This window comes from Eoetvoesiella sp. (genome assembly GCF_035555955.1).
Classification (GTDB): domain Bacteria; phylum Pseudomonadota; class Gammaproteobacteria; order Burkholderiales; family Burkholderiaceae_B; genus Eoetvoesia.
This window is the reverse complement of the sequence record NZ_DATMGA010000014.1, coordinates 88,515-114,862: the sequence shown is the minus strand read 5'-3', so window position 1 is coordinate 114,862 and position 26,348 is coordinate 88,515. Positions and strand designations below refer to the sequence as shown.

At 60.5% G+C, this 26,348-nt stretch carries 26 protein-coding genes; 15 read left to right on the top strand and 11 right to left on the bottom strand.

Features of this window, described 5'->3' with window-relative positions; genetic code table 11:
* Positions 1-66 precede the first annotated feature (66 nt).
* Positions 67-2,928 carry a phosphoenolpyruvate carboxylase gene (gene ppc / locus VNT00_RS03905; protein WP_325584723.1) on the top strand — a complete coding sequence of 954 codons (2,862 nt, stop codon included), beginning with the start codon at positions 67-69 and terminating at the stop codon, positions 2,926-2,928.
* A gap of 135 nt (positions 2,929-3,063) precedes the next feature.
* Here ppc and VNT00_RS03900 read toward each other — a convergent pair whose 3' ends face one another.
* Positions 3,064-3,339, bottom strand: a complete 276-nt coding sequence (locus tag VNT00_RS03900) for a hypothetical protein (RefSeq protein WP_325584721.1) — start codon at positions 3,337-3,339, stop codon at positions 3,064-3,066.
* A gap of 278 nt (positions 3,340-3,617) precedes the next feature.
* On the opposite strand from VNT00_RS03900, the gene VNT00_RS03895 reads away from it, so the two are divergent.
* A complete protein-coding gene (locus VNT00_RS03895) occupies positions 3,618-5,126 on the top strand; it encodes a helix-turn-helix transcriptional regulator (RefSeq protein WP_325584719.1) in 1,509 nt (502 codons plus the stop codon).
* Positions 5,127-5,291: 165 nt separating this feature from the next.
* Positions 5,292-5,477: a CsbD family protein gene (locus tag VNT00_RS03890; RefSeq protein WP_325584718.1), complete on the top strand. Its 186-nt coding sequence runs from the start codon at positions 5,292-5,294 to the stop codon at positions 5,475-5,477.
* 51 nt (positions 5,478-5,528) lie between these two features.
* Here the strand turns inward: VNT00_RS03890 and VNT00_RS03885 are convergent, their stop codons facing one another.
* Positions 5,529-6,869: an MFS transporter gene (locus VNT00_RS03885; protein ID WP_325584716.1), complete on the bottom strand. Its 1,341-nt coding sequence runs from the start codon at positions 6,867-6,869 to the stop codon at positions 5,529-5,531.
* A 182-nt stretch (positions 6,870-7,051) separates the two neighbouring features.
* On the bottom strand, positions 7,052-7,951 hold the full coding sequence (locus VNT00_RS03880) for a LysR family transcriptional regulator (protein WP_325584714.1): 900 nt from the start codon (positions 7,949-7,951) through the stop codon (positions 7,052-7,054).
* Positions 7,952-8,165: 214 nt separating this feature from the next.
* Here VNT00_RS03880 and VNT00_RS03875 point away from each other — a divergent pair, with 214 nt between their 5' ends.
* From VNT00_RS03875 to VNT00_RS03860, 4 genes are all read left to right on the top strand, one after another.
* Positions 8,166-9,026 (top strand): fumarylacetoacetate hydrolase family protein, encoded by an 861-nt coding sequence (locus VNT00_RS03875; protein ID WP_325584712.1) that lies wholly within the window; start codon positions 8,166-8,168, stop codon positions 9,024-9,026.
* Between the two features lie 29 nt (positions 9,027-9,055).
* Complete coding sequence (gtdA, locus tag VNT00_RS03870) at positions 9,056-10,108, top strand: gentisate 1,2-dioxygenase (protein ID WP_325584710.1); 1,053 nt, start codon at positions 9,056-9,058, stop codon at positions 10,106-10,108.
* Positions 10,109-10,224: 116 nt separating this feature from the next.
* Positions 10,225-11,121: a LysR family transcriptional regulator gene (locus tag VNT00_RS03865; protein WP_325584708.1), complete on the top strand. Its 897-nt coding sequence runs from the start codon at positions 10,225-10,227 to the stop codon at positions 11,119-11,121.
* A gap of 253 nt (positions 11,122-11,374) precedes the next feature.
* Positions 11,375-12,571, top strand: a complete 1,197-nt coding sequence (locus VNT00_RS03860) for a 3-hydroxybenzoate 6-monooxygenase (protein ID WP_325584706.1) — start codon at positions 11,375-11,377, stop codon at positions 12,569-12,571.
* A gap of 174 nt (positions 12,572-12,745) precedes the next feature.
* Here the strand turns inward: VNT00_RS03860 and VNT00_RS03855 are convergent, their stop codons facing one another.
* A complete protein-coding gene (locus VNT00_RS03855) occupies positions 12,746-13,816 on the bottom strand; it encodes an aromatic ring-hydroxylating dioxygenase subunit alpha (protein WP_325584704.1) in 1,071 nt (356 codons plus the stop codon).
* A gap of 112 nt (positions 13,817-13,928) precedes the next feature.
* Complete coding sequence (locus tag VNT00_RS03850; protein ID WP_325584702.1) at positions 13,929-14,894, bottom strand: glutathione S-transferase family protein; 966 nt, start codon at positions 14,892-14,894, stop codon at positions 13,929-13,931.
* A 172-nt stretch (positions 14,895-15,066) separates the two neighbouring features.
* On the opposite strand from VNT00_RS03850, the gene VNT00_RS03845 reads away from it, so the two are divergent.
* Positions 15,067-16,248: an ABC transporter substrate-binding protein gene (locus tag VNT00_RS03845; protein ID WP_325584700.1), complete on the top strand. Its 1,182-nt coding sequence runs from the start codon at positions 15,067-15,069 to the stop codon at positions 16,246-16,248.
* 131 nt (positions 16,249-16,379) lie between these two features.
* Here the strand turns inward: VNT00_RS03845 and VNT00_RS03840 are convergent, their stop codons facing one another.
* A complete protein-coding gene (locus VNT00_RS03840; RefSeq protein ID WP_325584698.1) occupies positions 16,380-16,526 on the bottom strand; it encodes a hypothetical protein in 147 nt (48 codons plus the stop codon).
* A gap of 274 nt (positions 16,527-16,800) precedes the next feature.
* Here VNT00_RS03840 and VNT00_RS03835 point away from each other — a divergent pair, with 274 nt between their 5' ends.
* The 5 genes from VNT00_RS03835 to VNT00_RS03815 are packed head-to-tail and all read left to right on the top strand — an operon-like array spanning position 16,801 to position 20,656.
* A complete protein-coding gene (locus VNT00_RS03835) occupies positions 16,801-17,457 on the top strand; it encodes a DUF2946 family protein (protein ID WP_414650880.1) in 657 nt (218 codons plus the stop codon).
* A 37-nt stretch (positions 17,458-17,494) separates the two neighbouring features.
* On the top strand, positions 17,495-18,082 hold the full coding sequence (locus VNT00_RS03830) for an NUDIX hydrolase (protein WP_325584694.1): 588 nt from the start codon (positions 17,495-17,497) through the stop codon (positions 18,080-18,082).
* A gap of 20 nt (positions 18,083-18,102) precedes the next feature.
* Entirely contained in the window at positions 18,103-18,855 is a 753-nt protein-coding gene (aat, locus tag VNT00_RS03825; RefSeq protein ID WP_325584692.1) for a leucyl/phenylalanyl-tRNA--protein transferase, read from the top strand.
* Between the two features lie 30 nt (positions 18,856-18,885).
* A complete protein-coding gene (locus VNT00_RS03820) occupies positions 18,886-19,605 on the top strand; it encodes an arginyltransferase (RefSeq protein ID WP_325584690.1) in 720 nt (239 codons plus the stop codon).
* Between the two features lie 4 nt (positions 19,606-19,609).
* Complete coding sequence (locus VNT00_RS03815) at positions 19,610-20,656, top strand: quinone-dependent dihydroorotate dehydrogenase (protein ID WP_325584688.1); 1,047 nt, start codon at positions 19,610-19,612, stop codon at positions 20,654-20,656.
* Positions 20,657-20,816: 160 nt separating this feature from the next.
* On the opposite strand, the gene phaP is transcribed toward VNT00_RS03815, so the two are convergent.
* Entirely contained in the window at positions 20,817-21,395 is a 579-nt protein-coding gene (gene phaP, locus VNT00_RS03810; RefSeq protein ID WP_325584686.1) for a TIGR01841 family phasin, read from the bottom strand.
* Positions 21,396-21,493: 98 nt separating this feature from the next.
* On the opposite strand from phaP, the gene VNT00_RS03805 reads away from it, so the two are divergent.
* Positions 21,494-21,814, top strand: a complete 321-nt coding sequence (locus tag VNT00_RS03805) for a hypothetical protein (protein ID WP_325584684.1) — start codon at positions 21,494-21,496, stop codon at positions 21,812-21,814.
* Here the strand turns inward: VNT00_RS03805 and VNT00_RS03800 are convergent.
* The 3 genes from VNT00_RS03800 to VNT00_RS03790 form a co-directional block, all read right to left on the bottom strand.
* The gene (locus VNT00_RS03800) at positions 21,796-22,578 is read right to left on the bottom strand and encodes an IclR family transcriptional regulator (protein ID WP_325584832.1); all 783 of its coding nucleotides are present in this window, start codon (positions 22,576-22,578) and stop codon (positions 21,796-21,798) included. The two genes, VNT00_RS03805 and VNT00_RS03800, sit on opposite strands and share 19 nt — an antisense overlap.
* A gap of 91 nt (positions 22,579-22,669) precedes the next feature.
* Positions 22,670-23,476 (bottom strand): competence/damage-inducible protein A, encoded by an 807-nt coding sequence (locus VNT00_RS03795; protein WP_325584682.1) that lies wholly within the window; start codon positions 23,474-23,476, stop codon positions 22,670-22,672.
* A gap of 14 nt (positions 23,477-23,490) precedes the next feature.
* Positions 23,491-24,279, bottom strand: coding sequence for an EI24 domain-containing protein (locus tag VNT00_RS03790; RefSeq protein WP_325584680.1), 789 nt, complete (start codon positions 24,277-24,279; stop codon positions 23,491-23,493).
* A 60-nt stretch (positions 24,280-24,339) separates the two neighbouring features.
* Here VNT00_RS03790 and VNT00_RS03785 point away from each other — a divergent pair, with 60 nt between their 5' ends.
* The gene (locus VNT00_RS03785; RefSeq protein WP_325584678.1) at positions 24,340-24,723 is read left to right on the top strand and encodes a thioredoxin family protein; all 384 of its coding nucleotides are present in this window, start codon (positions 24,340-24,342) and stop codon (positions 24,721-24,723) included.
* A gap of 140 nt (positions 24,724-24,863) precedes the next feature.
* On the opposite strand, the gene VNT00_RS03780 is transcribed toward VNT00_RS03785, so the two are convergent.
* Positions 24,864-26,264, bottom strand: a complete 1,401-nt coding sequence (locus VNT00_RS03780) for a DEAD/DEAH box helicase (RefSeq protein ID WP_325584676.1) — start codon at positions 26,262-26,264, stop codon at positions 24,864-24,866.
* Between the last annotated feature and the right edge of the window lie 84 nt (positions 26,265-26,348).

The following is a 26,348-nucleotide window of genomic DNA, read 5'->3' as shown; positions in this document are numbered from 1 at the left end:
TAGTGTTGGTTGCACTGCAACATAGACAAACGGGCCACGGCGGCATCGGGCCTACCAGGAGACTTTGTGGATCACTCAGCACCCGGCGCCGCGGCGTCCTCTTCCCTGCGCAACGATATCCGCCTGCTTGGCAAGACCTTGGGCGAAGTCATCAAGGAATGCGACGGCAAGGCCGTCTACGAAATCATCGAAAAGCTTCGTCAGGCGGCCGTGAAGTTTCGCCGCGAGGGGGATGCGGCATCGGGAAAAATCCTGGAGCGTCAAATCGTTCGGCTGGCCAGCCACAAGGCCAACTCGGTCGCTCGGGCGTTCAGCTATTTCCTGCAATTGTCCAACATCGCCGAAGACCGCGACCAGAACCGGCGCCAGCGCAAGCACGAGCTGACCAGCGGCGAGCCGGCGCACGGCAGCCTGCAGCACGCCCTGACCTTCCTGAAGGCCCAGGGCATTGGCGGACACAAGGTTAGGCGCTACCTGGAAAGCGCCTGCATCATGCCGGTGCTTACCGCGCACCCCACCGAAGTCCAGCGCAAAAGCACCCTGGACCTGCACCGCGAGATCGCCGCCCTGCTGGCCCACGAACAGGACACCCTGACGCCTTCGGAAAGGCGCGCGCTGCAGAAACGGCTGACGGGCCTGGTCGCCATGCTGTGGCAGACGCGCATGCTGCGCCAGCAAAGGCTGACGGTCATCGACGAAATCGACAATGCGCTCACCTACTACACCAGCACCTTCCTGACAGCCATTCCCCGGCTCTACCAGGACTTGTCGAATCAGTTGCAAGGCCCGGCCCGCAACATTTTCGACGAGAGCGGCGAGCCGCTGCCGCCATTCCTGCGCATGGGCAACTGGATAGGCGGCGACCGGGACGGCAATCCCAACGTCAATGCGACGACACTGGAGCAAGCGCTGCTGCGCCAGTCCACACTGGTGCTGCGCCACTACCTGCACGAAGTCAAGCAACTGGGAACCGAGGTTTCCATCTCCCAGTCGCTGAGTCCGGTAAGCCCCGCGCTGCGGGAGCTTGCCCAGGAAAGCCAGGACCCCTCCCCCCACCGGCTGGACGAACCGTACCGCCGCGCCTTCATCCATATCTATGCCAGGCTGGCCGCCACGTCCATCGCGCTGACCGGCCATTCGCAGGCGCTTTGGCCGACCTACGAGGCCCCGCCCTACGCGGATCCCCAGGAGTTCGAGCACGACCTGCAAATCGTGCTCGACTCGCTCGGCAAGCACCACGGCTCGCTCATCGCGCCGCTGCGGCTCGACAGCCTGCGCCAGGCCGCCAGCGTATTCGGCTTCCACCTGGCCACGGTCGATCTGCGCCAGAGCTCGGACGTCCACGAACGCGTGTTGACCGAGCTGTTCAAGGCGGCCTGCGTCATGCGCAACAACAAGGTCGTCGACTACGCCGCCTTGTCCGAGGAAGAGCGCATCAGCCTGCTGCGCAGCGAAATCCGCCAGGCCAGGCCCCTGGTGTCGCCGTGGATATCCTATTCGGCCGAAACCGAAAAAGAACTGGCCATATTGCGCATGGCGGCGGCTTGCCGCAAGAAATATGGCGACATGGCCATCAAGCAGGCCATCGTTTCGCACACCGAAACGCTCAGCGACCTGCTCGAAGTGCTGGTGCTGCAGCAGGAAACCGGACTCATCGCGCCGGCCTGGAACCAGGCTTCCGACAACAGCGAAGGCGGACTGATGGTGGTGCCCTTGTTCGAAACCATACCCGACCTGGAGCGCAGCGCCGGCATCATGGCGCAATGGCTGGACCTGCCCGAAGTCAAGGCCCGTGTGCGCCACGCGCAAGACGGCGTGCAGGAAGTCATGCTGGGGTATTCCGACAGCAACAAGGACGGCGGCTATCTGACCTCGAACTGGTCCCTCTACCAGGCCGAGCGCCAACTGGTCCAGGTATTCCTGAAACGCAAGACGCGCCTGCGGCTGTTCCATGGCCGGGGCGGATCGGTGGGCCGCGGCGGCGGATCGAGCTTCGACGCCATCCTTGCCCAGCCGCCGGGCACCGTCAACGGCCAGATACGGCTGACCGAGCAAGGCGAAGTCATACAGGCCAAGTACAAGAACGCCGAAGTCGGGCGCTACCACCTGGAAATGTTCGTCGCGGCGACGCTCGAGGCCAGCCTGGCGCCCAAGCTGGCGGCGGCGCAAACCGAAGACGAGAACATGGCCCGGTTCGGTTCGGCGCTGGACTTCATGTCGGCCACGGCCCAGCAGGCCTATCGCGATCTGGTCTACGCCACGCCGGGCTTCAACGACTACTTCTTCGCCTCGACGCCCATACTTGAAATCGCCGGGCTGAACATCGGCTCACGGCCCTCGTCGCGCAAGGCCAGCCAGAAGATCGAAGACCTGCGCGCCATTCCATGGGGGTTCTCGTGGGCGCAGTGCCGCCTCTTGCTGACCGGCTGGTACGGTATGGGAACCGCCCTGTATCGCTACGTCGAACATGGCCACGAGAACGGGCCGGCGACAGCCGCGGCGCGCCTGGCCATGCTGAGGAAGATGGCGCGCGACTGGCCTTTCTTCAGGACGCTGCTGTCGAACATGGAACAGGTGCTGGCCAAGACCGACCTGGGCATCGCCCGGCAGTACGCCGGCCTGGTGGCGGACGCCGCCTTGCGCAACCATGTGTTCGGACGCATCGAGGCCGAATTCCTGCTGACCAGGGAAATGTTCACGCGGGTCGCCCAGCGCGAATTGCTGGCCGAAGACCCTCTGCTGGCCAATGCCCTGAGCGAACGTTTCGCCTACATCGACCCACTCAACCACCTGCAGGTCGAACTGCTGAAGCGCCATCGGCAGGAAGGAGAAAAGGCGCCGCGCCGCGACGACAAGGAAAGCCAGATCCAGCGGGCCATACACATGACGATCAACGGCATCGCCGCCGGACTGCGCAATTCGGGCTGAAGGCGGCAGTGGATCTTGCACCGGAAAGGCATGCGCCGGCAAGGGATCGGCAACCGATCTGCCGGCTGCGAGCTAGCTGCCGCCCCGGCCCCGCTGCTCGGCCCCGTACGGCGGCAACTCAGCTTCGAACCGCGATCAGCGGTCGCGGCTTGGCTGCGGCGCTCCGGCCTTGCCTGCTTCCCGCTGGGCCGAGTCGCTCAAACGGCGCGAGTCGTTTTGGCCATCGGGATCGCTTGAACGATGAGGATCGTTCTGGCGGCTTGGATCATCCGGCCGGCTAGGGTCGTTTTGGCGACTGGGGTCGCCAGGCTGTTGACCAGGCGCCTGGCGCGAAGGCTTCTGCCCCGGATCGTCCACCGGGCGATTGCCGGGATTCTGCACTTGCGGATTTTGATTTTGATCGGTGCTCATATAACACTCCTAGATTGAAATACCTTGGAAAACACTCAAGGCAGCTCAATCCTACAAATGCATCGTCGCCGCGCACAGATGGAAACTCTTCATTTTTGCTAGTGCTTTTACACCGGACTCAAAGCGGGCATTGCATTGGCCTCGCGCGCCCCTCCTGGGGCGTTTGTCAAAAGCATACAACGTGTAAATTTACTTTTTAAAAAGACCGGATCTTGGCGGGCAGGCTATTCTTAGCGAGCCTCAACATGTCATAAGCGCAATCCCTTACGGAGCCGTATATGAGTACCGAGCCCATCGCCCCAACCACAAATCGCCAGCATCTGCAGCAGATCATCAGCGGCCTGATCGAAGGCGTCATGCTGATCGAGCCCGACAAGTCCATCGCCTGGGCCAACCAGACGGCGCTTGACATGCACGGCGTACAAACGCTGGAGGAACTGGGTAAAACGGCCGACGGCTACGGCGAGAAATTCATGCTCAAGTATAGAAACAACCACCGGTTGTCCTGCGCGCAATATCCCATCGAGCGCGTACTTTCAGGAGATGAGTTCGCCGATGTAGTGGTGGAAGTCACGCGAGCGGACGATGCCGATTTTCGTCGAATACACCAGGTAAGCGGCCTGATATTGAACGACGAGGCAAAAAATCCGGAAGCGGCTGTGCTGGTCATGCACGACGTCACCGAACGCTACAACGCAGAAGAACGCTTCGAAAAAACGTTCAACGCCAATCCGGCCCCCGCCTTGATATGCTGTCTGGCCGATTTACGCTACGTCAGGGTCAACCAGGGGTTCCTGGACATGACAGGCTATCGCCGCGAGAAGGTCATAGGCAGATCCGTTTACGAAATCGATGTCCTGGCTTATGCCGACAAAAAGGATGAGGCTATCGCCAGCCTGAACGAAGGCAAGACCATTCCGCAAATGGAGGCCAAGCTCAAACTGCCGGGCGGAAAGGAAAAATCTGTCATCGTCGCCGGCCAGCCCATGGAAGAGGGAGACAGGGATTGCATGCTGTTCACCTTCATCGACCTGGATCCGAGAAAACAGGTGGAAAATGAATTGCGGGGAATGCAGGAACGTTTTTCAAAAGCCTTCCGGCTTGCTCCCGTTCCCATGTTCTTGAGTACGCTCGAAAAGTTTCACTTGCTGGAAGTGAATGACGCATTCCTGAACACCACCGGCTATTCGGCTGAAGAAACCTTGAACCATGACTCGGCCGACCTCTCGATATGGGCGGATGCCAGGGAATACCAAAAACTCGAAGCCTTGCTGATCAAGACCAACAGCGTCCGCAACCATGAAATCCAGTTGCAGACCAAGGAAGGCACGCTGCTGGACTGCCTGGCTTCAGCCGAGACCGTCAGCATCCAGGAAAAGCCGTGCGTGCTGTTCGTCATCCAGAACATCACCGAGCGCAGGCAGTCCGAAGTGGAACTTATCGCGGCAATCGAAACAGTCATGCAGGACACATCGTGGTTCAGCCGCACTGTCATCGAAAAGCTGGCGCAGATCCGGCGACCGCAAGGCAGGCAGGACAACGCGCTGGAGCTGGCCGACTTGACGCCGCGTGAGCATGATGTCCTGGGGCTGATGTGCCAGGGACAAAGCGACGAAGAAATCGGCGCGACACTCCATCTGGCGCGCAATACCGTGCGCAACCATGTGGCCACGATCTACAGCAAGATCGATGTGCACAGGCGCAGCGCAGCGATTGTATGGGCACGAGAGCGTGGCATTATCGGCTACGAGGAATTCTCTCACGGCAAGAAAAACCGTACGAAATAAAACGTCCAAAAATACTAGTGCTCCTAGTACTGGCTGGTCTTTCTGCAGGTGCGGTCCATGGATAAAGTGCAGATATCCGCAGCCGTTGGGGGCATCGGCATTCCGTCAAGCGCCTGTCACACGGCCTGTGGATTTCATCCGTACTCGATCAAGAAAGGAACGAACATGGACAACGACCGCATCAAGGGCGCAGGCAAGGAAGTCAAGGGCACGATCAAGGAAGCCGTGGGCAAGGTCACGGGGAATCGCGCAACGGAAACCGAAGGCAAAGTGGACAAGGCCGTGGGCAAAGTCCAGCGAAAGATCGGCGAAGCCAAAGACGACATACGCAACGCCCGCGACAAAACATAATCATTGCAACCATCCGGCGGGCGCCAAGGCCGCCGCCTCCATGCATACACGCTAAGTCGGTGCGTGAGACATGGATTGCCGGTCATCGGCCGGGCAGGTCTGCGCGCCCTCGCAGAGCCGGCGGTTCCTGGCCGCGCTCCGGGCGGGATCGATGATGAAGCAGCCCAGCAGGCCGAACACCACGAGCAGCGCGCCAGCGAACATATAGCTGTTTGCGTAGCCGGCGGCCACGTTCGCCTTGCCCGCCGCGCCGACCAGCCAGCCCGTCACCGTGGGCGCGATCAAGCCCGCCGTCGTGCCCACCGAACTGTTGATGGCCAGCAGGCCGGCGCGCTGCCGAAGCGGCGCGAACTCGCCGATAATGGCGGGCCCGATGCAGAACACGATATTGGGCAAGGCGCAGCCTATGGCCAGGAACACGATTTTTGCGACTGGCCCAAAGTCCAGCAGCATAGCGGCGAAAAGGCTGACACCGCCCAGCGCGATGAGGCCGCTCATGAGCACGGCACGGGACAAGCGCGAGGGCACGCCCTTCTTGACGAGCAGATGCTGCGACAACCACGAGCCGCCAAGCTGGAACGGAATATTGGCGCCCACGATCACGGCGATCAGCCATCCCATGTCCACCGTGACGTATCCCAGCCCTTGCTCGAGATAAGGCGGCAGCCAGGTCAGGCCCACGGTCAATATCCAGAACGCGGCGAACGTGGCAAGCACGGTGCCTATCAGCGACGGATCCAGCAGCAGGCGCGAATACGGAATACGCGGGCCGTCCTCGTCGAAGCCGGCAACCGCCGTGCCCGCCGGCCGGGAAGCCGGCTCGCCATGCCCGCCCTCTTTACCGATAAAGGCCCACAACACGCACCAGGCCAGGCCCAGCACGCCGCAGGCGATGAACGCCGCATGCCAGGAATAGCGGGCGATCAGATGGGCCAGCAGCGGCGCCGCAATGATCACCCCCACCGGCGCCCCCTGCGACAGCATGGCCGTCGGCAGCGTGCGCCGGTCGTCGGGAAACCACTTGTAGACGGCATGTACCGCGACGGGATAGGCGGGCCCTTCCGCCGCGCCAAGCAACATGCGCGACATGACGAGGATCGGCACCGTCGGCCAGAACACCACCGGAAACTGGGTCAACGCCCAGACGGCGGCCAGGCCCAGCAGGATGTATTTCGACTTGATGCGATTGGCCAGGAAGCCGAACGCAATGCCCGAAATTGAATACAGCAGGAAGAACGAGCTGGCGATGTAGCCGAACTCCTGCGGCGTAATGCCCACGTCCTTCATCAACGGCACCCCGACAATGCCCAGAACCGCCTTGTCGGCAAAGTTCACCACCATGAATACAAACAGCAGGGCCACTACTGCGTACTTTCTGAATTCGGATCTCACCTTGTCTACTCCAGGGTCTGTTTATTATTCACGACCGCTGCTTCCGTGGCGTCGCCATGCGCGCCGGCGGATACGGCCGGTGTTTTTATCTGTGCCAACACATCTTGACTGTGTCGGCACATTTTGAAGAACCTGAAAAAATACCTCCAATGACTTTTTACCGGCGGGACATAACCATCCACTTATGAGGGTTGCTGGAAGATTCCGGACATGACTGCGCGCAGCCAGCGGTTGCCGGGCTCGCGGGCATGGCGTTCGTGCCAGTGCTGCATGACCTGATAGCTGACCGCCTCGAACGGCAGGGGAAGCACCTTGATGTCCCAGCCTTTCTGCAGGAACAGCCCCAGGCGTTCCGGCACGATGACCAGATAGTCCGTGTTCTCGATATTGGCGGTGATGCCGGCGAAATTCGGCACGCGCACGGCCACGGTGCGCTGGACATTGTTCGTCTGGAGCATCCGGTCGATAAGCTCGTCGCTGGTTCCCGACGAACTCACCACCATATGCAGTTCTTCCTGGAACTGGCGCAGGCTGAGTGTCGGGCCGATGCGGGCATGCCCCGAACGCGCAATGCAGACAAAGCGCTCGTCCAGCAGCTTTTGCTGGTAGAAGCCGGCATCCAGCCTGGTCATGAAGCCCACGGCCAGATCCACCTCGCCGGATTCCAGCAATTTGGGCGTGTGTTCGGAAACCGTCGTGATTTCGATCCGGATGGATGGCGCATCGCGCTTGATGACTTCCAGCAAGGCGGGCAATGCCGTCACCTGGCCGATATCGCTCATGCAGACGCGGAACGTGCGCTCGGAAGTGGCCGGATCGAACCGCGCGCGGTAGTCCAGCGTGGTATGCAGCAGGGCCAATGTTTGCGTCACGTACGGCTTCAGGTCCTCGGCCAGGGAGGTGGGCGCCATGCCGCCGGAGGTGCGCACGAACAGCGGATCGTTGAAGTGCTCGCGCAGCCTGCGCAGGCTCATGCTGACCGCAGGCTGGCCTATGCCCAGCGATTCGGCGGCCTGCGAAATATTACCCGTCTTGTAGATGCCGTCGAAAACGGCCAGCAGCTTCAAGTCGATATTGTCCATATCCCACCAAGACGATAAAAATCAAAATAATTGATAACAATTATCATACATGATGTCTAGACTGATAGTTAAGCCCTTCCTATACTTGCTCCATCGTTCGCGCCTCGCCCAAGTCCCCTTCAGGTTCCGACACCATAGGAAGGCATGGGCCGGCGCGCATCATCATCCCAAAATCGCCGCTCAAAGACCGCGGCCCCGCATTCGGAGTCCCATCATGAAAATCTGTAGATTCGGCAACAATCAACTCGGTCTCGTCGAGGGCTCCCTCGTCCGCGACGTCAGCGCCGCCCTGGACGTCCTGCCGGCTCACCGCTATCCCCTGCCCGGCCACGATCCCCTCATCGCCGACCTGGACAAGGTTCGCGCCCGCATCGAGGCCATCAAGGATAAGGCCCCCACGCTGCCGCTGGATCAAGCCCATCTGCTCTCGCCGGTGGCCAATCCCGGCAAGATCATCGCCGCGCCGGTCAACTACGTAAAGCACCTGCAGGAAGTCCTGGACGACCGCAACCTGCATCACGACAACCAGATCAACCACATCCAGCGCGCCGGCCTGTTCCTCAAGGCCCCGAGCTCGCTGGTGGGCGAGCATGCCGGCGTGGCTCTGCGCAAGCTGGATCGGCGCAACGACCACGAAGTCGAACTGGCCGTGGTGATCGGCAAGCAGGGCAACAACATCCGCCGCGAAGACGCGCTGAACTACGTGGCCGGCTACTGCATAGGCCTGGACATCACCATCCGCGGCCCCGAAGAACGCAGCCTGCGCAAATCGCCAGACAGCTACACGGTGCTTGGCCCGTGGCTGGTCACGGCCGACGAACTGCCCGACGCCTCGAACCTGGAGCTTTCCCTGAAAGTCAACGACGAACAGCGCCAAAAATCCAATACCGCCGACCTGATCCTGGGCGTGCCCGAGCTCATTGAATTCGCATCGTCCTTCTATACTCTGCAGCCCGGCGACGTCATCATCACCGGTACGCCGGAAGGCGTGGGCCCGCTGGTTCCGGGCGACGTCATGCATGCCTCGATAGAACGCATCGGCTCGCTGGACGTCAAGGTTCGCGCCGCCGCCTGAATCCCGGCAACCAGTACGCGGAGAGCGCCATGAGTCACGCCACATCCCCCGAAACGCCAGAACTGGAAGCAGCCCGGCGCGAGTTTTACGAGCGCTTGGATCGCCACGATGTCGCGCCGCTGTGGGCCGCCATGGCCAGGCTGGTCACCGCCGAGCCGCGCCCGGAATATGTTCCGGCCTGCTGGAACTACCCCAGGATGCGCGCGCTGCTCATGGAGGCCGGCGGCCTCATCACGGCGCGCGAGGCCGAGCGCCGCGTCCTGGTTCTGGAAAATCCCAACCTGCGGGGCATTTCGCAGATCACGCAAAGCCTGTACGCCGGCCTGCAGCTCATCATGCCTGGCGAGATCGCTCCCAGCCACCGCCACGCGGCCGCGGCCCTGCGCCTCGTCATCGAAGGCCACGGCGCCTACACCGCCGTCGACGGAGAGCGCATCACCATGCACCCGGGCGATTTCATCATCACGCCATCGTGGACTTTCCACGACCACGGCAATCCCGGCGACGAGCCCGTGATCTGGCTGGACGGACTGGACGTGCCCATCGTGAACATGTTCACGACCAGCTTCTTCGAAAGCTACCCCCAGGAAACCCAGGCCATCGAGCGGCCGGAAGGCGATGCGCAGGCGCGCTACGGCGCCGCCCTGCTACCGCTGGAATACACGCCCTCCAGCCTTTCGTCGCCGCTGTTCGTCTACCCCTACAGCCGCAGCCGGGAAGTCCTGGATCGTCTGTATCGCAACGGCCCGCTCGACGCCCACCACGGCGTCAAGCTGCAATACACGAATCCCGCCACCGGGGGTTCGCCCATGCCCACCATTGCCGCCTACACGCAATTCCTGCCTTCGGGCTTCAAGAGCGAACCCTACCGGTCCACGGACGGCACCGTCTACTGCGTCGTGGAGGGCCACGGCAGCAGCCGCATCGGCGACCAGACCATTCCATGGGGGCCGCACGACGTCTTCGTCGTGCCGTCGTGGTGCCAGGTCCAGCACGAACCAGCCGAAGACTCGGTGCTGTTCAGCTTCTCCGACCGCCCCGCCCAAAAGGCGCTGGGTCTATGGCGGGAAAGCCGCGGCTAGCCGGCCACGCCGTATTCCACCCCGAAAAGAAACCGGCCGGATTTCGAGTTGCGCTTGAAGTCCGGCTCCAGTGACGGCCGGATGCATCCTCGCAACGGCAATCAGGAGACCCCGGAATGATCGACATAGATGTCAAGGACTTCCAGATTCTGGATGAAATCTATCGAACGAAAAGCGTGTCGATAGCCGTGGAAAAAATCGGCCTTGGGCAACCGTCGATCAGCATACGGCTGGGAAAATTGCGTGACCACTTCAACGACCCGCTATTCGTCCGCACCTCCAACGGCATGCAGCCCACTCCTCGTCTCGAAGCCATGATTCCCGCCATTCGGGATGCGCTGGCATTGTGCGCCGGCAACGCCGGAATGCCGCAACCCTTCGATCCTGCCACCGCCAACCATGTGTTCAGGATATGCATGACCGATGTCGGGCAAACCGTCATTCTGCCCAAGCTTCTCGCCTACTTGAGAAAGACGGCGCCCGGCGTGCGGATTGAAACGGTAAATCTGGACGAGAACGCCGCGCGCCTGCTGGAATCGGGAGACGTCGACATAGCGATGGGGTTCACCGTGGACATTCCCGCCCCGTTCTACCAGCAAAGGCTTTTCGAAGAAGGCTTCATCTGCATGGCCAGCCAGCACCATCCCCGACTGAACGACCAGATGCGTCTGGAAGACTTTCTGGACGAACGACACATAGAGGTAGTGCTGCCGCGCGGCACCGGCCACTGGATACTGAACAAGGCTTTAGAAGAACAAGGCATTACCCGCAATGTCGTCATCCGCGTTCCCTCGTTTCTTGGCGTCGCCGGCATCGTTGCGCACTCCGACCTCGTCGCCATTGTCCCGGCGCACCTGGGCAGCATCCTGGCCGGCGAAGGCCAGACAAAACTACTTACCGCGCCCATCAAGCTCCCCACCTACCCGGTCAAGCAATACTGGCACGAACGATACCACCGCGACCCGGCCAATCAATGGTTGCGCAATACCGTAGCGACCCTGTTCATCCAATGACTCCGACCTCCCGCATCCGCCAATCCTCCCAGGCTGCCGGGTCGCTTTCATTGTTTTATTGTTCAGCGCAATTCCCCATATTAACCGGGCTGCATTGTCACAATAAAACTCAAAATCTACCATTGCTCTCATGCAATACCCATCACCTTACATACGCCAGACAGACGCATTGCCCTTGCACATTCTTGTCGAGAGGCAAGGCCTGGTCACTGGCATTTCCTTACTTGTAAATCATTAAAGGACAGCAGCAACCATGAGCAACAACGAATACACCTTCTTGATCGTAGGCGGCGGCATAGGCGGTGTCGCCGCCGCGCTGTCACTGGCAAAGCAAGGGCATCGGATCCATCTGTTCGAGCAGGCCAGCGAATTCAAGGAAATCGGTGCCGGCATCCAGCTCGGCCCCAACGCCTTCTATCTGTTCGATCAACTGGGCCTGACCGAACGCATCAGCGCCCTCGCGGCCTTCCCGGAAGACCTGGTCGTCATGGACAGCATCTCGGGCGACGAGGTCACGGTCATTCCCGCCGCAACGCTCATCCGCAAGCGCTTCGGTCACCCCTATGGGCTGATCCATCGTGCCGATCTGCACGCCGTGCTGCTGGACGAATGCCAGCACTACCCGCAGATATCCATGCACTCCGGCTGCAAGATGACGGACTTCGAAGACCAGGGCGGCCGCGTCGTCGTGCACACGGAAGCGGGCGAGACCTATACCGGCGATGCCCTGATCGGCGCCGACGGCCTGTGGTCGACCGTGCGCGCGAAAATCGTGGGCGACGGCAAGCCCCGCGTTTCGGGGCACATCGCCTACCGCGCCGTCCTGCCCATCGAGGAAGTGCCCAAAGCCAACCAGCGCAATGCCATGACGCTATGGGCCGGCCCCAAAAACCACCTGGTGCACTACCCGCTGCGCGGCGGCAAGCTGTTCAATCTGGTCGCCGTCTTCCATAGCGACCGCTATGAGGAAGGCTGGGATTCGTACGGCGATACCGAAGAGCTCATGCTGCGGTTCCAGGGCGTCGTGCCCGAGGTCAAGCAGATGCTGGACAAGATCGAATCGTGGCGCATGTGGGTATTGTGCGACCGCGAACCTATCAAAGATTGGAGCAAGGGACGGGTTACCCTGCTGGGCGATGCGGCTCATCCCATGCTGCAATATCTTGCCCAAGGCGCCTGCATGGCCATGGAAGACGCCTTCTGCCTGGCCAGCAAAGTGCAGCACTCGGATGGGGACCTGGCTGCGGCATTCCTGGTCTACCAGGAAGCACGCTACCTGCGCACCGCTCGCGCACAGCTCACGGCGCGACTATACGGCAATGTCTATCACGCGGCCGGAGCCACCCGCGACCTGCGCAACGCCTTCCTGCGCAGCCGCACGGCGGAACAGTTCTGCGAAGGCAATGCCTGGCTTTACGACGAAAAGGAATTCGCGCAAAGCCTGAACTGACGCCAAAGCAGGAAGCGCTTCAATAGTAGACGCGGTCGCGGGCTCAGCTCCCGCTCTGCGCCTTCTGTTTACAAAAAAAAACGCCGACGTAAATCGGCGTGTTTTTTGTTGCCTTCGCTATCCGGGCGCCACAGGGTGACGCAAAGGGATAGCGTTTATCGGTTTTCCCGGGTCTTACACAAGAACGGAACCAGGAATCAGATCAATCGGCGAAACGACTGTTGCCGGATTCTCAGCCTCCGCCTTCACCCATCGATCCAATAATCGCCGGGCTCGCAAAGGGGCTTCGTCCAGTTTGATCGCCACATGGGGAACCGGGATCTTCAACATCTCGATTTGTCGTTGTTGCTGTTCCAGTACCCCCTTGTCCTCATCGAAAGTCGCCACGACCGCTTTGCGTATGGTTTCGGTAAGCTCATTGTCGTCGAGCCGGTAGTTCCGGGTATTGGCCCAGAAATAATGCGTCGACGTCTCCGTCTCCGGTGTCAACAGATGCAGCACATGGCTGATGGAGGCATTGGCCCGATCCACGCCTACCGGACACACGGCGGCAACGGTAATATTGATGCCCGACACAAAATTGATCGCCGTCTGCCAGCGGTCGATAAGTCCGCGGTAATCCAGAATCATGGCGAAGAAAGGTGGCGCCTCTATACCGGGCATTTCACGATGCGCACTCACAACGCAATCGCCTTCCGTCGTTACAGCAATAGGATAATTGGCGATGCTCTGCTCTTCGCCATTGCCTATGGTTTGGTGATGCACATAGGTTTCATGGCTGAGATCAAGCAAATTGTCGTTCATCAGCCTGAAATCCGCGCGAACATTATGGTAGCCTCGCGACGATACCCACTGCGGGTCGTCGTGCCAGTGCAGGTCGGGAATCAAGGCGGGATCCGCCAAATCAGCATTGCCAGGCCAGATCCAGACAAATCCATGTCGGGCAATCAGCGGGTATGTCTTGACGGCTGCCGCCGCCGGTATCTGCTTTTGCCCTGGGATATCCACGCATCGCCCGTCCCGCGCAAAGCTCATGCCATGATAGCCGCACTGAATGGCATCATCGATACGCTTGCCGCAAGACAAAGGCATCAAGCGATGGGGACAGACATCGTAAAGCGCCGTATAGTCGCCCGAGGAAGTCCGGAACATGACGACCGGCTCGTCGAGCAGGCGGCGTGCCACAAAAGGCTGTTCGAACTCATGCTCGAACGCTGCGATATACCAAACATTTTTAAGCCACATGTCTCCACTCCTTTTTACCACTGCCGCAACAACTGGTGTTGTCTTTAAATTATGAAGGCGCCGTCAGAAAATCGCCGTCAGCGTGTGTATTTTCAAGGCAGGAAATTCAATCTCACTTACGCAGCATACGTTTTACTTCCGGCCAACTCTGAGCGCCAAATTCCCTCAAATCATTGGTAAGATCCTCGGGACACCACTTGATAAGCGCCGAATGGAACGACGGCCGGCTCTTTACCGTTTCGAACCATTGCGTAACACGCGGCCTGGATTTTTCCCACATGTCCGACATGCTCATCATTGCAAGACGATTGACATAGGGAACCATCCCGATATCGGCCAAAGAAAACGTGTCGCCGGCCAACCATCTGCGCTCCGCGAGAGTTTCTTCCATTTTTTGCAAGTATCCGTCGTATATCCGAAACTTCACATCGATGCCGGGCGCGTCAAACCCTTTGTTCACCAATTCTTTCTTGCGATCATGCCATTCCGGCGTAACGGAAAGAGACGGTGTGCTGGCTAAAAACCGTTGCAAATCATCGGGAGGAAGGCGCCGCACAATATGGCGATGGCATGATGCAAATGTGATTTCACCGCAGATCGGATGTATCACCTCATCCACCGCTTTCGTCCATAACCGCATCTGAACTTTCTCGAACGCACTGACGGGCTTGAGCGGTATATCGGGAAAAACCTCGTCAAGATACTCGCATATCAAAGTCGATTCAGTAACTATCTTTCCATTGTGCTTAAGGGCGGGAACCAATGCCTTGGGATTGATTTTCAAATAATCCTTTGAAAACTGATCGCCCTTTAGAACATCGACATAATGCCCTTGCCATTCGAGGCCCTTCTCGTCCAATGCTAGACGCACCTTCGCGGCGCAAACCGAAGATCCATGATGATAAAGTTCAAGCATTCTCGTCCTTTCAGGTTCCGCAACCCATGCCGTTTCCCCGCACCACTTCAGTGCTAATAAAGTCAGCCCCCGAGAGCATGGCGTTGCTTGGTTGTCGCGACTACTCAAAATACTAGGCTGGCGCCAGGAAAGCCACAATATGGCCAATTCAATAGCAGTCATTGATGACTGCAATAATGGCCGGCCATGACCAACACCATCTTGCCCATCAAAAAACGCGCTATTGGCTGGAACAATGTTATGTATTGTCCGTATTGCATTGATACAGCCTTCCATCCACTTTAAATTGAATTGAAGGCAATGCAGTTCAACATAAGACCATGATGGAGACAAAATGAATAAAACACGCATTCTTGCCACATTGGGTGCCGTGCTGTTTTGCACGGCACCCTACGCGCAAAGCACCAAACCGACAGTGAAGATCGGCGTGATAGCGTCCATGTCGGGCATGTACGAAGTTGGCGGAAGACAGCTTCAGAACGGAATCAACACCTATCTGGCGCAGAACGGCGGAAAACTGGCCGGGCACGACACGAAAATCATCTATCGTGATACCGCCGGAGCAAACCCCGAAGTGGCCAAACGGGTAGCGCAGGAACTTATAACCCGGGACAAAGTGGATATCCTGACAGGGTTCGACTTTACCCCCGGAGCCATGGCGGTGGCTCCTCTTGCCACCCAGGCGAAGATCCCCATGGTGCTTATGAACGCGGCCACTTCAATCATTCCCACAAAATCGCCATACATCGTACGCACGTCGTTCACACCCGCGCAAACGGCCTATCCGTTGGGCGAATGGGCCGCCAAGCAGGGGATAAAAACGGTCTACATGGTTTTGGCCGACTTTGCGCCAGCCACAGAAGCAGCGACATGGTTCAAGAAATCGTTCGAGCATGCAGGCGGCAAAATAAGCGGTGAAGTAGCCGTTCCCCTGACTAATGTGGATTTCGCCCCATACCTGCAAAAAGCCAAGGACGAGAAGCCCGACGCGGTCTTCGCCTTCTTTCCTGTTGGCGAGCCGGTCATTCTTTTCTATAAAGCCTACAAAGAACGTGGCTTGGCCAAAGCAGGCATCAAACTGATTTCCCCGGAGGGCTGGGTGGATCAGGATGTTCTCGATGCTTCCGGTGATGCCGCACTGGGGGCGATATCCACGGGCTTTTATACGCTTTCGCACAACAGCCAGAAAAACAAAGACTTCCGCAACACTTATCAAACCGTATCCGGCGGAAAAATGGAGCCCAACTACCTGGCAGTGGGCGCTTATGACGGCATGGCCGTCATCGCGGCGGCAATAAAAAAGGTGGGCTTGCCGGCCGATCGTAGCCAACTCGTGGATGCCATGAAAGGACTGACCTTGGAAAGCCCCCGAGGGCCCATGACCATTGACCCGGAAACGCGGGATGTCATCAATACCGTCTATTTACGAAAGATCGAGAAAGTAGGCGACAAGGTCACCGCCGTCGAATTCGATAAATTCGACGCGGTCAAGGATCCAGCAAAAGCACATCCCTGAAGCGTTAACGCGCTCCTTCCTGCCACACAATAAAAAATGCACGCAAAGCGTGCATTTTTTAGCGGCGCCGATCTGGCTATACGGCGATAAGATGGATGCGCCGCGGGCCATTCGGGCCTTTGCGGCAATCGTCAGGATTCGCTCGAATCCTTGTCGTCTTCTTTTTCAGCGGCTTCACGGCGCGGCGCTTCTTTGTTCCGCCTTTCGGGAGCCACCCAATTCAGGGGCTCGACGACGAATGGCGTTTTCTTTTGAGTCGGTTTTTTCGACAAAGACATGCGTTCTCCTTAAAGCTTGCAGGCTGGCACCGCGCCCCCTGCTCATTCTTCTTTAGGGTAGCGCATTGTAGCCAAAAAGTCCAATTTTGGTGACATCTTCGCGCTAAATCGTGCATTACGTAACCAATTTTGATCTTTCAATGGTTGCATCCCGCTGATATCCGACCGCTTCCGGGTTGGCTGCCCGATCCAGGCCTTCACCAGGCCTGTCGCATGAGCGCGAAACACCCGGCGAGTTAAGATGCATAAGTTGCCAACTACTACTTTCACGACCATGGACGATCAAGTCGCGGCGGCGATGTCGCGCTGGCCGGATGTGCCCAGCGCCTACGGCTGGCTGTCGCTGAACCAGCAGGGACAATGGCGCCTGCACCCGCAAGGCGACGGCTGGGCCGTAACATGCGAAGGCGCGCCGCTGCCCGGCGCAAACACCAGCCTGCCGCCGGGCGAGGCCATTACCAGCTCGCGGATCCTCGCGTTCATCAATCGCAACTACACCCACGACGCGCAAGGCCGCTGGTATTTCCAGAACGGCCCGCAGCGCGTGTTCGTGCGGCTGGACGCCGCACCCCTCATCCTGAGCCTGGCCGGCCCCGGTCCCGTCCTGCAAACCCATACGGGGCTGGACGTGGAACAAATACACTCCTGGTGGGTCGATGACGAAGGCAGGCTGTACGCAGACACCGAGCATGGACCGGGCCTCGTCGCGGGGCGCGACTCCATGGCGGTTTTCGACGCGCTGCGCGCCACGGACGGCCGGGCGCTGCTGGAGCTTCTGGAGCAAGGCGAGCCCGACAGCCCGGTCATGATCACAGCCTACGGGACACAGGCCGCCCGCCCCGCCAAACCGGCGCCCCTGGCGTTTCGTCCCGCCCAGGACATCCCTCGGATTCTGGCCTTTTCACGCTTCCCCGTCGCTGGCGGCGAATAAAAGAATAAAACGTGCCAATTGCCTATAGAATAACGCCATGACCATGCCAGCCCCCTCCTTCTATTTCCCGGCACCACGAACGCAAAAATTCTGCAGCCAATGCGGCTCGTCACTGACCCAGCGCATTCCGGCCGACGACAGCCGCATACGCGATGTCTGCGACAACTGCGGCGCCATCCACTACCAGAATCCCCGCAACGTCGTGGGCGTGCTGCCGGTGCTGGGCGATAAAGTGCTGCTTTGCCGGCGGGCCATCCACCCGCGCTACGACAAATGGACGCTGCCCGCTGGCTTCATGGAGCTGGGCGAAACCACCGCCCAGGGCGCCGAGCGCGAAACCCAGGAAGAAGCCGGCGCGCAGATCGAGTTGGGGCCGTTGTATACCGTCATCGACGTGCCCTATGCCAATCAGGTGCACTTCTTCTTTCTGGCCAAGGTGCTCAGCACCGAGCTCAACCCCGGCCCCGAAAGCCTGGAAGCGGGATTTTTCTCGAAGTCGGAAATCCCCTGGGACGACCTGGCCTTCCGCACCGTCAGCACCACGCTCGAACACTATTTCAACGACCAGCCCAGCGGCCGGTTTCCCATGCGCCACTACGACATTCCCTGGCCCGTCGCGCACTAGGGCCTGATTGGAGCGACAGCGTGAAGACCCTGGCCTGGCTCGAAGGCGATGTTCCGCTTCCGCCTCCTGATCAGGCCTTCGACGACGGCCTGCTTGCCGCGGGCGGCGAGTTGACGCTGACGCGCCTGACCGAGGCTTATTCCAAAGGCATTTTCCCCTGGTACAACGAAGGCGATCCCGTGCTTTGGTGGAGCCCGCACCCGCGCATGGTGCTGCGCTGCGCCGACTTCAAGACCTCGCACTCCCTGCAAAAAAAACTGCGCCAGCTGGCCCGCCACGAACAGGAAGCCGGTGCCCGCATCCAGATCCGCCTGAACACCGCCTTTCCCCAGGTCATGCAGGCCTGCGCCGAACCCCGGCTGCATCAGAACGGCACCTGGATATCCCGGGAAATCCAGGAAGCCTATTTCCAGTGGCACAAGGCGGGGCGCGTCCACAGCATTGAAACCTGGATCGACGGCGAGCTGGCCGGAGGCCTGTATGGCGTGAGCCTGGGGCGATTCTTTTTCGGCGAATCCATGTTCAGCCGGGCCAGCGACGCCTCCAAGCTGGCGCTGGCCTATCTGGTGGCCTATCTGGCCAGGCACGGCGTCGCGCACATCGACTGCCAGCAGCAAACCCGGCATCTGGCCAGCCTGGGCGCGGCCCCCTTGCCCCGCGCCCAGTTCCTGGCCCTGCTGGAACAGGCGCTGCGCCACGCCGCGCCCCCATGGGGGCAGGGTCAGCTGCTGCAATCGGGCGAGCTTGCGCCGGCGAATGCAAAACCGTCATAATTGAAGCGCGATGCACAAGCGGGCAAGACCATGAGCCACCCAACCGACCTTAAATTCAAGACTCTGCAGTTTTATTCGACTGCGTCTTACCCGTGCAGCTACCTGGAAAACCACGAGGCCCGTTCGCAGGTCGCGGCCCCCTCGCATCTCATCGATACGCACACCTACTCGCAGCTTGTCGAACAGGGCTTCCGGCGCAGCGGGCTGTTTACCTACCGCCCCCATTGCGACACCTGCCAGGCCTGCAAACCCATCCGGGTCGAGGTCGACGCATTCGTCCCCACGCGCAGCCAGCGCAAGGCATGGAACCGGCATAAAAGCCTGACAGCGCAAAACCGTCCGCTCATCTTCAACCCCGAGCACTTCGAGCTGTACAGCCGCTACGTCACGGCGCGCCATCCGGGCGCCGGCATGGACGACGACTGCCAGAACCAGTACACGCAATTCCTGCTTTCCAGCCGCGTCAATTCCACCCTCATCGAATTCCGTACCCCCGAGGGGCAGTTGCAAATGGTGTCGCTCATCGACATCCTCGACTCGGGCCTGTCGGCGGTATATACCTTTTTCGACCCCGGCGTCGCGGGCAGCCTGGGCACCTACGGCATCCTGTGGCAAATAGACCGCTGCAAGGCCATGAACCTGCCCTGGCTGTACTTGGGGTACTGGATCCAGGAAAGCCGTAAAATGGCATATAAATCGCAATTCGAGCCGCATCAAATCCTGCTGAACGGCCAGTGGATCTCTTCTTAAAATAATGTCCCTGTTATTCCATTCCTATTCGCTGGCGCGTTCGGCGCTATTTTCCCTGGACGCCGAAACCGCTCACGAACTCACGCTATCGTCATTGCAAAAGGCCTACGACTGCCGCCTTACCCGCAAACTGCTGTCCGCCAGCCCGGCGCTGCCCACCACGCTGATGGGGCTGACGCTGCGCAACCCGGTGGGGCTTGCGGCCGGGCTGGACAAGAACGGCGCCCACGTCGACGCCCTGGGGCAACTGGGCTTCGGCTTCATCGAGGTGGGCACCGTAACACCCAAGCCCCAGACCGGCAATCCCAAGCCGCGCCTGTTCCGCCTGCCGCGGGCCAGCGCGCTGATCAACCGCATGGGATTCAACAATACTGGCCTGGATGCCTTCGTGCAGAACGTGCAGGCCAGCGAATGGCGCCAGCAAGGCGGCACGCTGGGGCTGAACATCGGCAAGAACGCCGCCACGCCCATCGAGCGCGCAGTGGACGATTACCTGTCCTGCCTGGACGGCGTGTACCCGCACGCCGACTACATCACCATCAATATTTCGTCGCCCAATACGCAAAACCTGCGTACCCTGCAGCGCAACCAAGAGCTCGCCAGCCTGCTGGGACCGCTGCAGGAACGACGCCGGGCCCTGGCCGACCAGCACGGCCGGCACGTGCCCATGGCGGTGAAGATCGCCCCCGACCTTACCCACGACCAGATCGACATCATCGCCAGCGCCCTGCATCATTTTGAAATCGACGGCGTCATCGCCACCAACACCACCCTGTCGCGCGAACGCGTCCAGGGCCTGCCCCATGCGGCGGAACCCGGCGGGCTTTCGGGGCCGCCGGTGCACGAACTGTCGCTGGCCGTCATCGAACGGCTGCGCCATCAACTGGGGGCCGACTACGCCATCATCGGCGTCGGCGGCATCTCGAACGGCCGGCAAGCCCAGGAAAAAATCGCCGCCGGCGCCAACGCCGTGCAGCTCTACACCGGGCTAATCTATCGCGGTCCCGTGCTCATCGGCGAATGCGTCCGGGCCATCGCCCAAAAACGCTGAGCTTTTCAGGCCTGCGCCGCCTCAACAGGCATAAAAAAATTCCCCGGGGAGCTTGTCCTTCGGGGAATTTTTTCGTCTTGACGGGCGACGGGCCCGTGCGGCATGTTTGCCCGCCTCGTAAAGATCGTGAGGCGGGCTCTGCGCCGCAGGCAAACCTTGCTTACGAAGCGCGGCGAGTGCGCGTGGCGGCCTTGTTCGACGCTTCGGCGACATCGGAAGCAGCCTTGAACGTGGCGTTCGTGGCGGCGGCGATGTTCGACTCGGCGGCTTCCTTGGCTTGCTTGGAAGCCTTGGCAACCGATTCGTAGGCGCTGGTGGCGGTGGCCAGCGACGACTTCAGCAGGGCCACGGCGCTTTCCGAACCGGTGGGCGCGTTCTTGGCGAACTGCTCGATGGCTTCCGAAACCTGCTGTTGACCGTTGGCGATCTGCTCTTCAGCCAGCTTGGACAGATCGGCTTGCACGCCCGACACGATGTCGTAGACATGCTTGCTGTAAGCCACGGCCTTTTCGGCATTGGGTTGGGTCAGGGCCGAAGCAAAGGCCAGGGCTTCCTGGGGATCCTTGACTTCGATGGCTTCCTGGGACTTCTGGGCAACTTCGTCAAGAGTGGCCTTGAGGACCTTCAGGTTCAGGTCGACCAGCTTTTCGAAGCCGCCGAAAAAAGTGCCTTGAACGGCGAGGAGCTTGTCCAGCGACGCTTTTTGGCTGGCAATAACTTGTTGGGGGATAGCGCTCATTTCATTTCCTTCATGTAGGGCAGGCTTGTGGCCGGCTGAAAAATCGAACCGAATCGGGCTCAAAGAATATCGACAGAAGGCTAAGCAAATTACAGCCATTGCGTGAAAACCTTCATTGCTGCATCGCAACAATTGAAATTGTACCCGAATCGATTTCGATGTCAACCTATTTTTATTGCAACGCAACAAAAATATTACCGAAAAGGAAATTTCAATCAAAACAAGAGGCTAGAAATCCTGAAATAGCAGGGAGATCGATTGCGGAAAGCAAAAATGCTGCGAGTTTCCATGGCGCCGGAGCGGACTCGGCTGGGCCGGTATTTCATGCCATGGGCGCCGCCACACCGGGGATGCATCGTGGCCCGGAGGAAAACGAATGGCGGATGAACAGCGCAACCGGTCAGGCCTTGCCCTCGTAGCCTAGGGTTTCGGAAATCTTCGCGGCAGTGTCCTGCAGCAGGGAAATCCATTCGTCACGCATGCGCTCGGCCGGCGCCGAAATGGACAGGCCCGCTTGCAATTTGCCGGTGTCGTCGTACACGCCAGCGGCTATGCAGCGCACGCCCAGCTCCAGTTCTTCGTTGTCGCGCGAATAGCCGTGGCGGCGCACGAGAGCCAGGTCGCGCTCGAGCTGATCGGCCTGTGTGATGCTGTTGCGCGTGGTGCCGGCCAGTCCGGTGCGCATGATGTAGGCCTTGACCTGGCGCGGGTCGCTGACCGACAGGAAGAGCTTGCCGGTGGAAGTCAGGTGCAAGGGCGCGCGGCCGCCGATGGCGCGCACCACCTGCATGCCCGACCGCTCGCTCCAGGAACGCTCCACATACACGATTTCGTCGCCCTGCTGGATGGCCAGGTTGATCGTCTGGCCCGTGATTTTGTGCAGCTCGCGCATATAGTCCTGCGCAGCCTCACGGACATTCAACCGCCCCTTCACCAGCGAACCCAGCTCCAGCAGGCGCATGCCCAATTGGTACAGGCCGCTGTCGACGCGCTCGACATAGCGCCCGACGACCAGGTCGTTGAGAATGCGGTGGGTGGTGGACGTATGCAGGCCGGTGGCCGCCGCCAGGTTCTTCAAGGCGACGGGTTCGCTTTGCCGGGCCAGCACGTCGAGCAGCAACATGGCGCGTTCGAGCACCTGGATGGTAATGGCGGAACCATTGAATGGCGTCGTGGCCGGCATTGCCGGCTGGAATGCGGTAGTTCGGGACATGGCAAAAAATGGCGCAATGCAACAATCCCATAATATGAAAAAACACTACCGCCGGCAAGTATTATTTTTGCGGCGGCGTCAGCCTGCCTCCCATTCTTTCGACCTCGCCGCGCAAATACGCCAAGGCCTGGGCCGCCGCTTCGGGCTCGCCCTTGACGCCCAGGTCGATATGGGGGGTGGGCACGTCGCCCATGCTGGGCAGACTGAAAGCCTTGACGCCGGGCCATTTGCGCTCGAGCTCTTCCATGGCGGGGGTAATGCGCGACTCGGGCAGGCTGAATACCAGGAACGAGTGCTCGACGCGGGTCGTGCGGTGATGCCACTGCTTGTAGCGGGTATCCAGCGTCCATTCCATCATGGGCCAGGCCATCACGGGAAAGCCAGGCATGAACGTATGGTTGCGGATGTAAAAACCCGGGATCTTGTTATAGGGGTTGGGCACGATCTCGGCCCCGACGGGGAAGACCCCCATGTTCAGTCGCTGCTGGTTTTCGGGCAACGACATGTCGGCACTGCCCTGCCCCCGGCGGGCGTTGTCCGCGCAGCGCTCGGCGATAAGACGTTCGGCCTCGGGGTGAAGCGCCAGGCCTACCCCCAGCGCCTGCGCCGCCGCCTGACGGGTGCGATCATCGGGCGTGGCGCCGATGCCGCCGCAGCTGAACACGATATCGTCGCTGGAGAAGCTGCGCGACAGGACCGAAGCGATTTCATCCTGGTCGTCGGAAACGAACTCGGCTCCGCCCAGTTGCATGCCGCGCTGGGAAAGCAGTTCGACCATCTTGGCGAAATGCTTGTCCTGGCGTCTTCCGGAAAGGATTTCGTCGCCGATGATGAGCAAGCGTACACGGGGAGGAACGAGTGAAGTCATGGAATCCTGTATTTCTAAGGGGTTTCGTGGCGCAACTGGCGTAGCGCCTCGAGGCTGAAGTGCGCAAAGACCAGCGCCGAAAATACCGGCAGGATCAGCCATGCCGGCGGGAACAGATTGATGAGCGAGAGAATCAGGCCCATGGCCCAGTACTTGCGGTTATGGCGGCGCCACAGGTATCGGCGTTCCTGGCCGGTGGCGTGCTCGACCAGCGCATCCACTCGCAGCATGCGCGAGAAGGCGAAAGCCCACCAGAAGACCGGCAGGACGACGGGCAAAGGAGGAATCAGCCACAAAGGCATGGTGACAAGCCAGCCCGCCACGAAAATGCAGGTCACCCACAGCGCGTTCCAGCCTCCCACCACCGTGGCGTGTTCGCCCCGGCGCGCCACCCCCTGGTATTCGCGGGCGTCGAGATGCCGCAAGACCAGGGGCATGACGAATATGGCCGCGATGACCAGCCCCAGGATGCCCGACAGCGGCAGCAATATGCCGGCGGCCAACAAGGGAATGAGGTACAGCTTGATGGAAAACAGGCCGATGCCCAGCATCCATTGATCGACGCTGTTGACGATGCCCCAATCCATGGCCTGGGTATTGAGCCAGTGCGTGAGCGGCGACCAGAAGGCCCACAGCAATATAATGGCTCCCATCAGCGCAATGAGAAAAGGCATGAACACCAGCAGCAGCATTTTGGGATGGCACTGCGAAACCAGGGCTCGCCTGAACGCCAGCCCCACGGCCGCCAGGCCTGTGACCGGAGCCGGCCCCGCCGGACGCACCGCAATGTCGAAATCGCTCATGGATCACGCCTGAAAATACACATGCAACTATGATAATCAAACCTCGCCTACTTTGCTTCGATGCCTACATTCAATCCCTTGCTTGATCTTCCGGCGCTGCGCTCGCGGCTTGCCGGGCACGAAGGCCTGCTGGTCGTCTGCTACTGCGCCGAATGGTGCGACACCTGCAGGCAATACCAACCCGGTTTCGAGGCGCTGGCCGGCCAGTTTCCCGGCCATACATTCATCTGGGTGGATATCGAAGAAAATCCCGAGCTCCTGGGCGACGACGACGTCGAGAACTTTCCGACGCTGCTCGTCCAAAGCGCAGGCGCGAACCTGTTCTACGGACCCATGCTGCCCTACCCCGGCCATCTGGAAAAACTGCTGACCCGCCTGGGCGAAGATTCGCCGGCGATAGTCGGCGGGCCGCCATTGCTGCGGCCTTTGCTGGAAGATATGTAGACTGCGCGGCGGCGGGTTCGGGGCAATGCCCCGGAGCCCGAACGGCCCGCAAGGCTTGTGCTGCCGCTGGCCGGTTCAGGCACCGAAGCCGGTAGCGAACCAGCCGCACCGCACACCGGGCAGCTTGCCGGCGCGGTCTGTCAGCGGCTGCCGCCCAGCAGAATGCCCACCGATTTGCGGCTGGCCTGCCCGGCCGGCTTGCGGCTGGACGGCTGAACCGCTGGCGTCGAGGACGAGGGCGACGGCACGTAGGGCTTCAGGAAGAACTCGTCGATGGGCTTTCGGCTGGAACCGTTGTCGCGGGAATACGCGTTGCCGCGCGCGCCGCGCTCGCGGCCATGGCCCACGTGGGAATGCACATTGGCGCGGGGCGGCAGCGACAGCGTGCCGCGCGGGATCTTGGCCTTGATGAGCTTTTCGATGTCGAGCAGGAAGCGCTCTTCTTCCAGCGTGAACAAGGCAATGGCTTCGCCGCTGGCGCCGGCCCGGCCGGTACGGCCGATGCGGTGCACATAGTCTTCGGCGTTGTAGGGAAGGTCGTAATTGATGACGCAAGGCACGCCGGCCACGTCCAGGCCCCGCGCCGCCACGTCGGTGGCGACCAGGACCTCGAGCTCGCCCGCCTTGAAGGCTTCCAGCGCCTTCATGCGGTCTTGCTGGCTTTTATCGCCATGGATCGACTCGGCCTTGACGCCGTCCTGCACCAACTGGCGGGCCAGGCGGCTGGTGCCGATCTTGGTGTTGGAAAAAACGATGACCTGGTTCAGCCCGCGCGACTTGACCAGTTGCACCACCGCCGCGCGCTTGTCGGCGCCGGACAACTGGTAGGCGATCTGGGTGACCGTGTCGGCCGTGGCATTGCGCGCCGCCACTTCGATTTCGACCGGAAGCTTGAGGCTGCTGCGTCCCAGCTTGCGGATCTCGTTGCTGAAGGTGGCGGAGAACAGCAGGGTCTGGCGGCTGGCCGGCAGCAGCCGCACGATGCGCTCGAGATCGGGCAGAAAGCCCATGTCGAGCATGCGGTCGGCTTCGTCCAGCACCAGCACGTCCACTTGGCCCAGATTGACGTTTTTCTGCTCGATATGGTCGAGCAAACGGCCTGGCGTGGCGATAAGCACCTCGCAGCCGCGGCGCAGGGCATCGCGTTGCGGGCTGATGTCGACCCCGCCGAACACCACGGCGGATCGCAGCGGCACGAACTGGCTGTACTGGATCACGCTGTCGGACACCTGGTCGGCCAACTCGCGCGTAGGAGTCAGGATAAGGGCGCGCACCGGATGGCGGGCGGGCGAAGCGCTGGTATTGGCATGCCGCATGAGGCGATGCAGGATGGGCAGCGTGAAAGCGGCGGTCTTGCCGGTTCCCGTTTGCGCGGCCCCCATGACATCACGCCCCTGGATGACGACAGGAATAGCCTGGGCCTGGATGGGTGTGGGGGTGGTATAGCCGGTGGCGGCAACGGCCTGCAAAAGACCAGGATGCAGGCCAAAGTCGGAAAAAGTGGCGGCGGGTGTGTCGGAAGTTGTGGTAGGTTCTGTCATTGAAAATGGATGGCGCCTGAGGCCAGGAAACCCCGGCCAGGCTTTGATAACCCTATTATTTTAGCGCAGCGGCACCCAAGTTTG

What these genes read in the sequence shown, in the direction of transcription:
- VNT00_RS03900 (WP_325584721.1), bottom strand. Translation starts at nt 3,339, where the DNA reads ATGAGCACCGATCAAAATCAAAATCCGCAAGTGCAGAATCCCGGCAAT.
- VNT00_RS03895 (WP_325584719.1), top strand. Translation starts at nt 3,618, where the DNA reads ATGAGTACCGAGCCCATCGCCCCAACCACAAATCGCCAGCATCTGCAG.
- VNT00_RS03890 (WP_325584718.1), top strand. Translation starts at nt 5,292, where the DNA reads ATGGACAACGACCGCATCAAGGGCGCAGGCAAGGAAGTCAAGGGCACG.
- VNT00_RS03880 (WP_325584714.1), bottom strand. Translation starts at nt 7,951, where the DNA reads ATGGACAATATCGACTTGAAGCTGCTGGCCGTTTTCGACGGCATCTAC.
- VNT00_RS03875 (WP_325584712.1), top strand. Translation starts at nt 8,166, where the DNA reads ATGAAAATCTGTAGATTCGGCAACAATCAACTCGGTCTCGTCGAGGGC.
- gtdA (WP_325584710.1), top strand. Translation starts at nt 9,056, where the DNA reads ATGAGTCACGCCACATCCCCCGAAACGCCAGAACTGGAAGCAGCCCGG.
- VNT00_RS03865 (WP_325584708.1), top strand. Translation starts at nt 10,225, where the DNA reads ATGATCGACATAGATGTCAAGGACTTCCAGATTCTGGATGAAATCTAT.
- VNT00_RS03860 (WP_325584706.1), top strand. Translation starts at nt 11,375, where the DNA reads ATGAGCAACAACGAATACACCTTCTTGATCGTAGGCGGCGGCATAGGC.
- VNT00_RS03855 (WP_325584704.1), bottom strand. Translation starts at nt 13,816, where the DNA reads ATGTGGCTTAAAAATGTTTGGTATATCGCAGCGTTCGAGCATGAGTTC.
- VNT00_RS03850 (WP_325584702.1), bottom strand. Translation starts at nt 14,894, where the DNA reads ATGACTGCTATTGAATTGGCCATATTGTGGCTTTCCTGGCGCCAGCCT.
- VNT00_RS03845 (WP_325584700.1), top strand. Translation starts at nt 15,067, where the DNA reads ATGAATAAAACACGCATTCTTGCCACATTGGGTGCCGTGCTGTTTTGC.
- VNT00_RS03840 (WP_325584698.1), bottom strand. Translation starts at nt 16,526, where the DNA reads ATGTCTTTGTCGAAAAAACCGACTCAAAAGAAAACGCCATTCGTCGTC.
- VNT00_RS03835 (WP_414650880.1), top strand. Translation starts at nt 16,801, where the DNA reads ATGGACGATCAAGTCGCGGCGGCGATGTCGCGCTGGCCGGATGTGCCC.
- VNT00_RS03830 (WP_325584694.1), top strand. Translation starts at nt 17,495, where the DNA reads ATGACCATGCCAGCCCCCTCCTTCTATTTCCCGGCACCACGAACGCAA.
- VNT00_RS03820 (WP_325584690.1), top strand. Translation starts at nt 18,886, where the DNA reads ATGAGCCACCCAACCGACCTTAAATTCAAGACTCTGCAGTTTTATTCG.
- VNT00_RS03815 (WP_325584688.1), top strand. Translation starts at nt 19,610, where the DNA reads ATGTCCCTGTTATTCCATTCCTATTCGCTGGCGCGTTCGGCGCTATTT.
- phaP (WP_325584686.1), bottom strand. Translation starts at nt 21,395, where the DNA reads ATGAGCGCTATCCCCCAACAAGTTATTGCCAGCCAAAAAGCGTCGCTG.
- VNT00_RS03800 (WP_325584832.1), bottom strand. Translation starts at nt 22,578, where the DNA reads ATGCCGGCCACGACGCCATTCAATGGTTCCGCCATTACCATCCAGGTG.
- VNT00_RS03795 (WP_325584682.1), bottom strand. Translation starts at nt 23,476, where the DNA reads ATGACTTCACTCGTTCCTCCCCGTGTACGCTTGCTCATCATCGGCGAC.
- VNT00_RS03790 (WP_325584680.1), bottom strand. Translation starts at nt 24,279, where the DNA reads ATGAGCGATTTCGACATTGCGGTGCGTCCGGCGGGGCCGGCTCCGGTC.
- VNT00_RS03785 (WP_325584678.1), top strand. Translation starts at nt 24,340, where the DNA reads ATGCCTACATTCAATCCCTTGCTTGATCTTCCGGCGCTGCGCTCGCGG.
- VNT00_RS03780 (WP_325584676.1), bottom strand. Translation starts at nt 26,264, where the DNA reads ATGACAGAACCTACCACAACTTCCGACACACCCGCCGCCACTTTTTCC.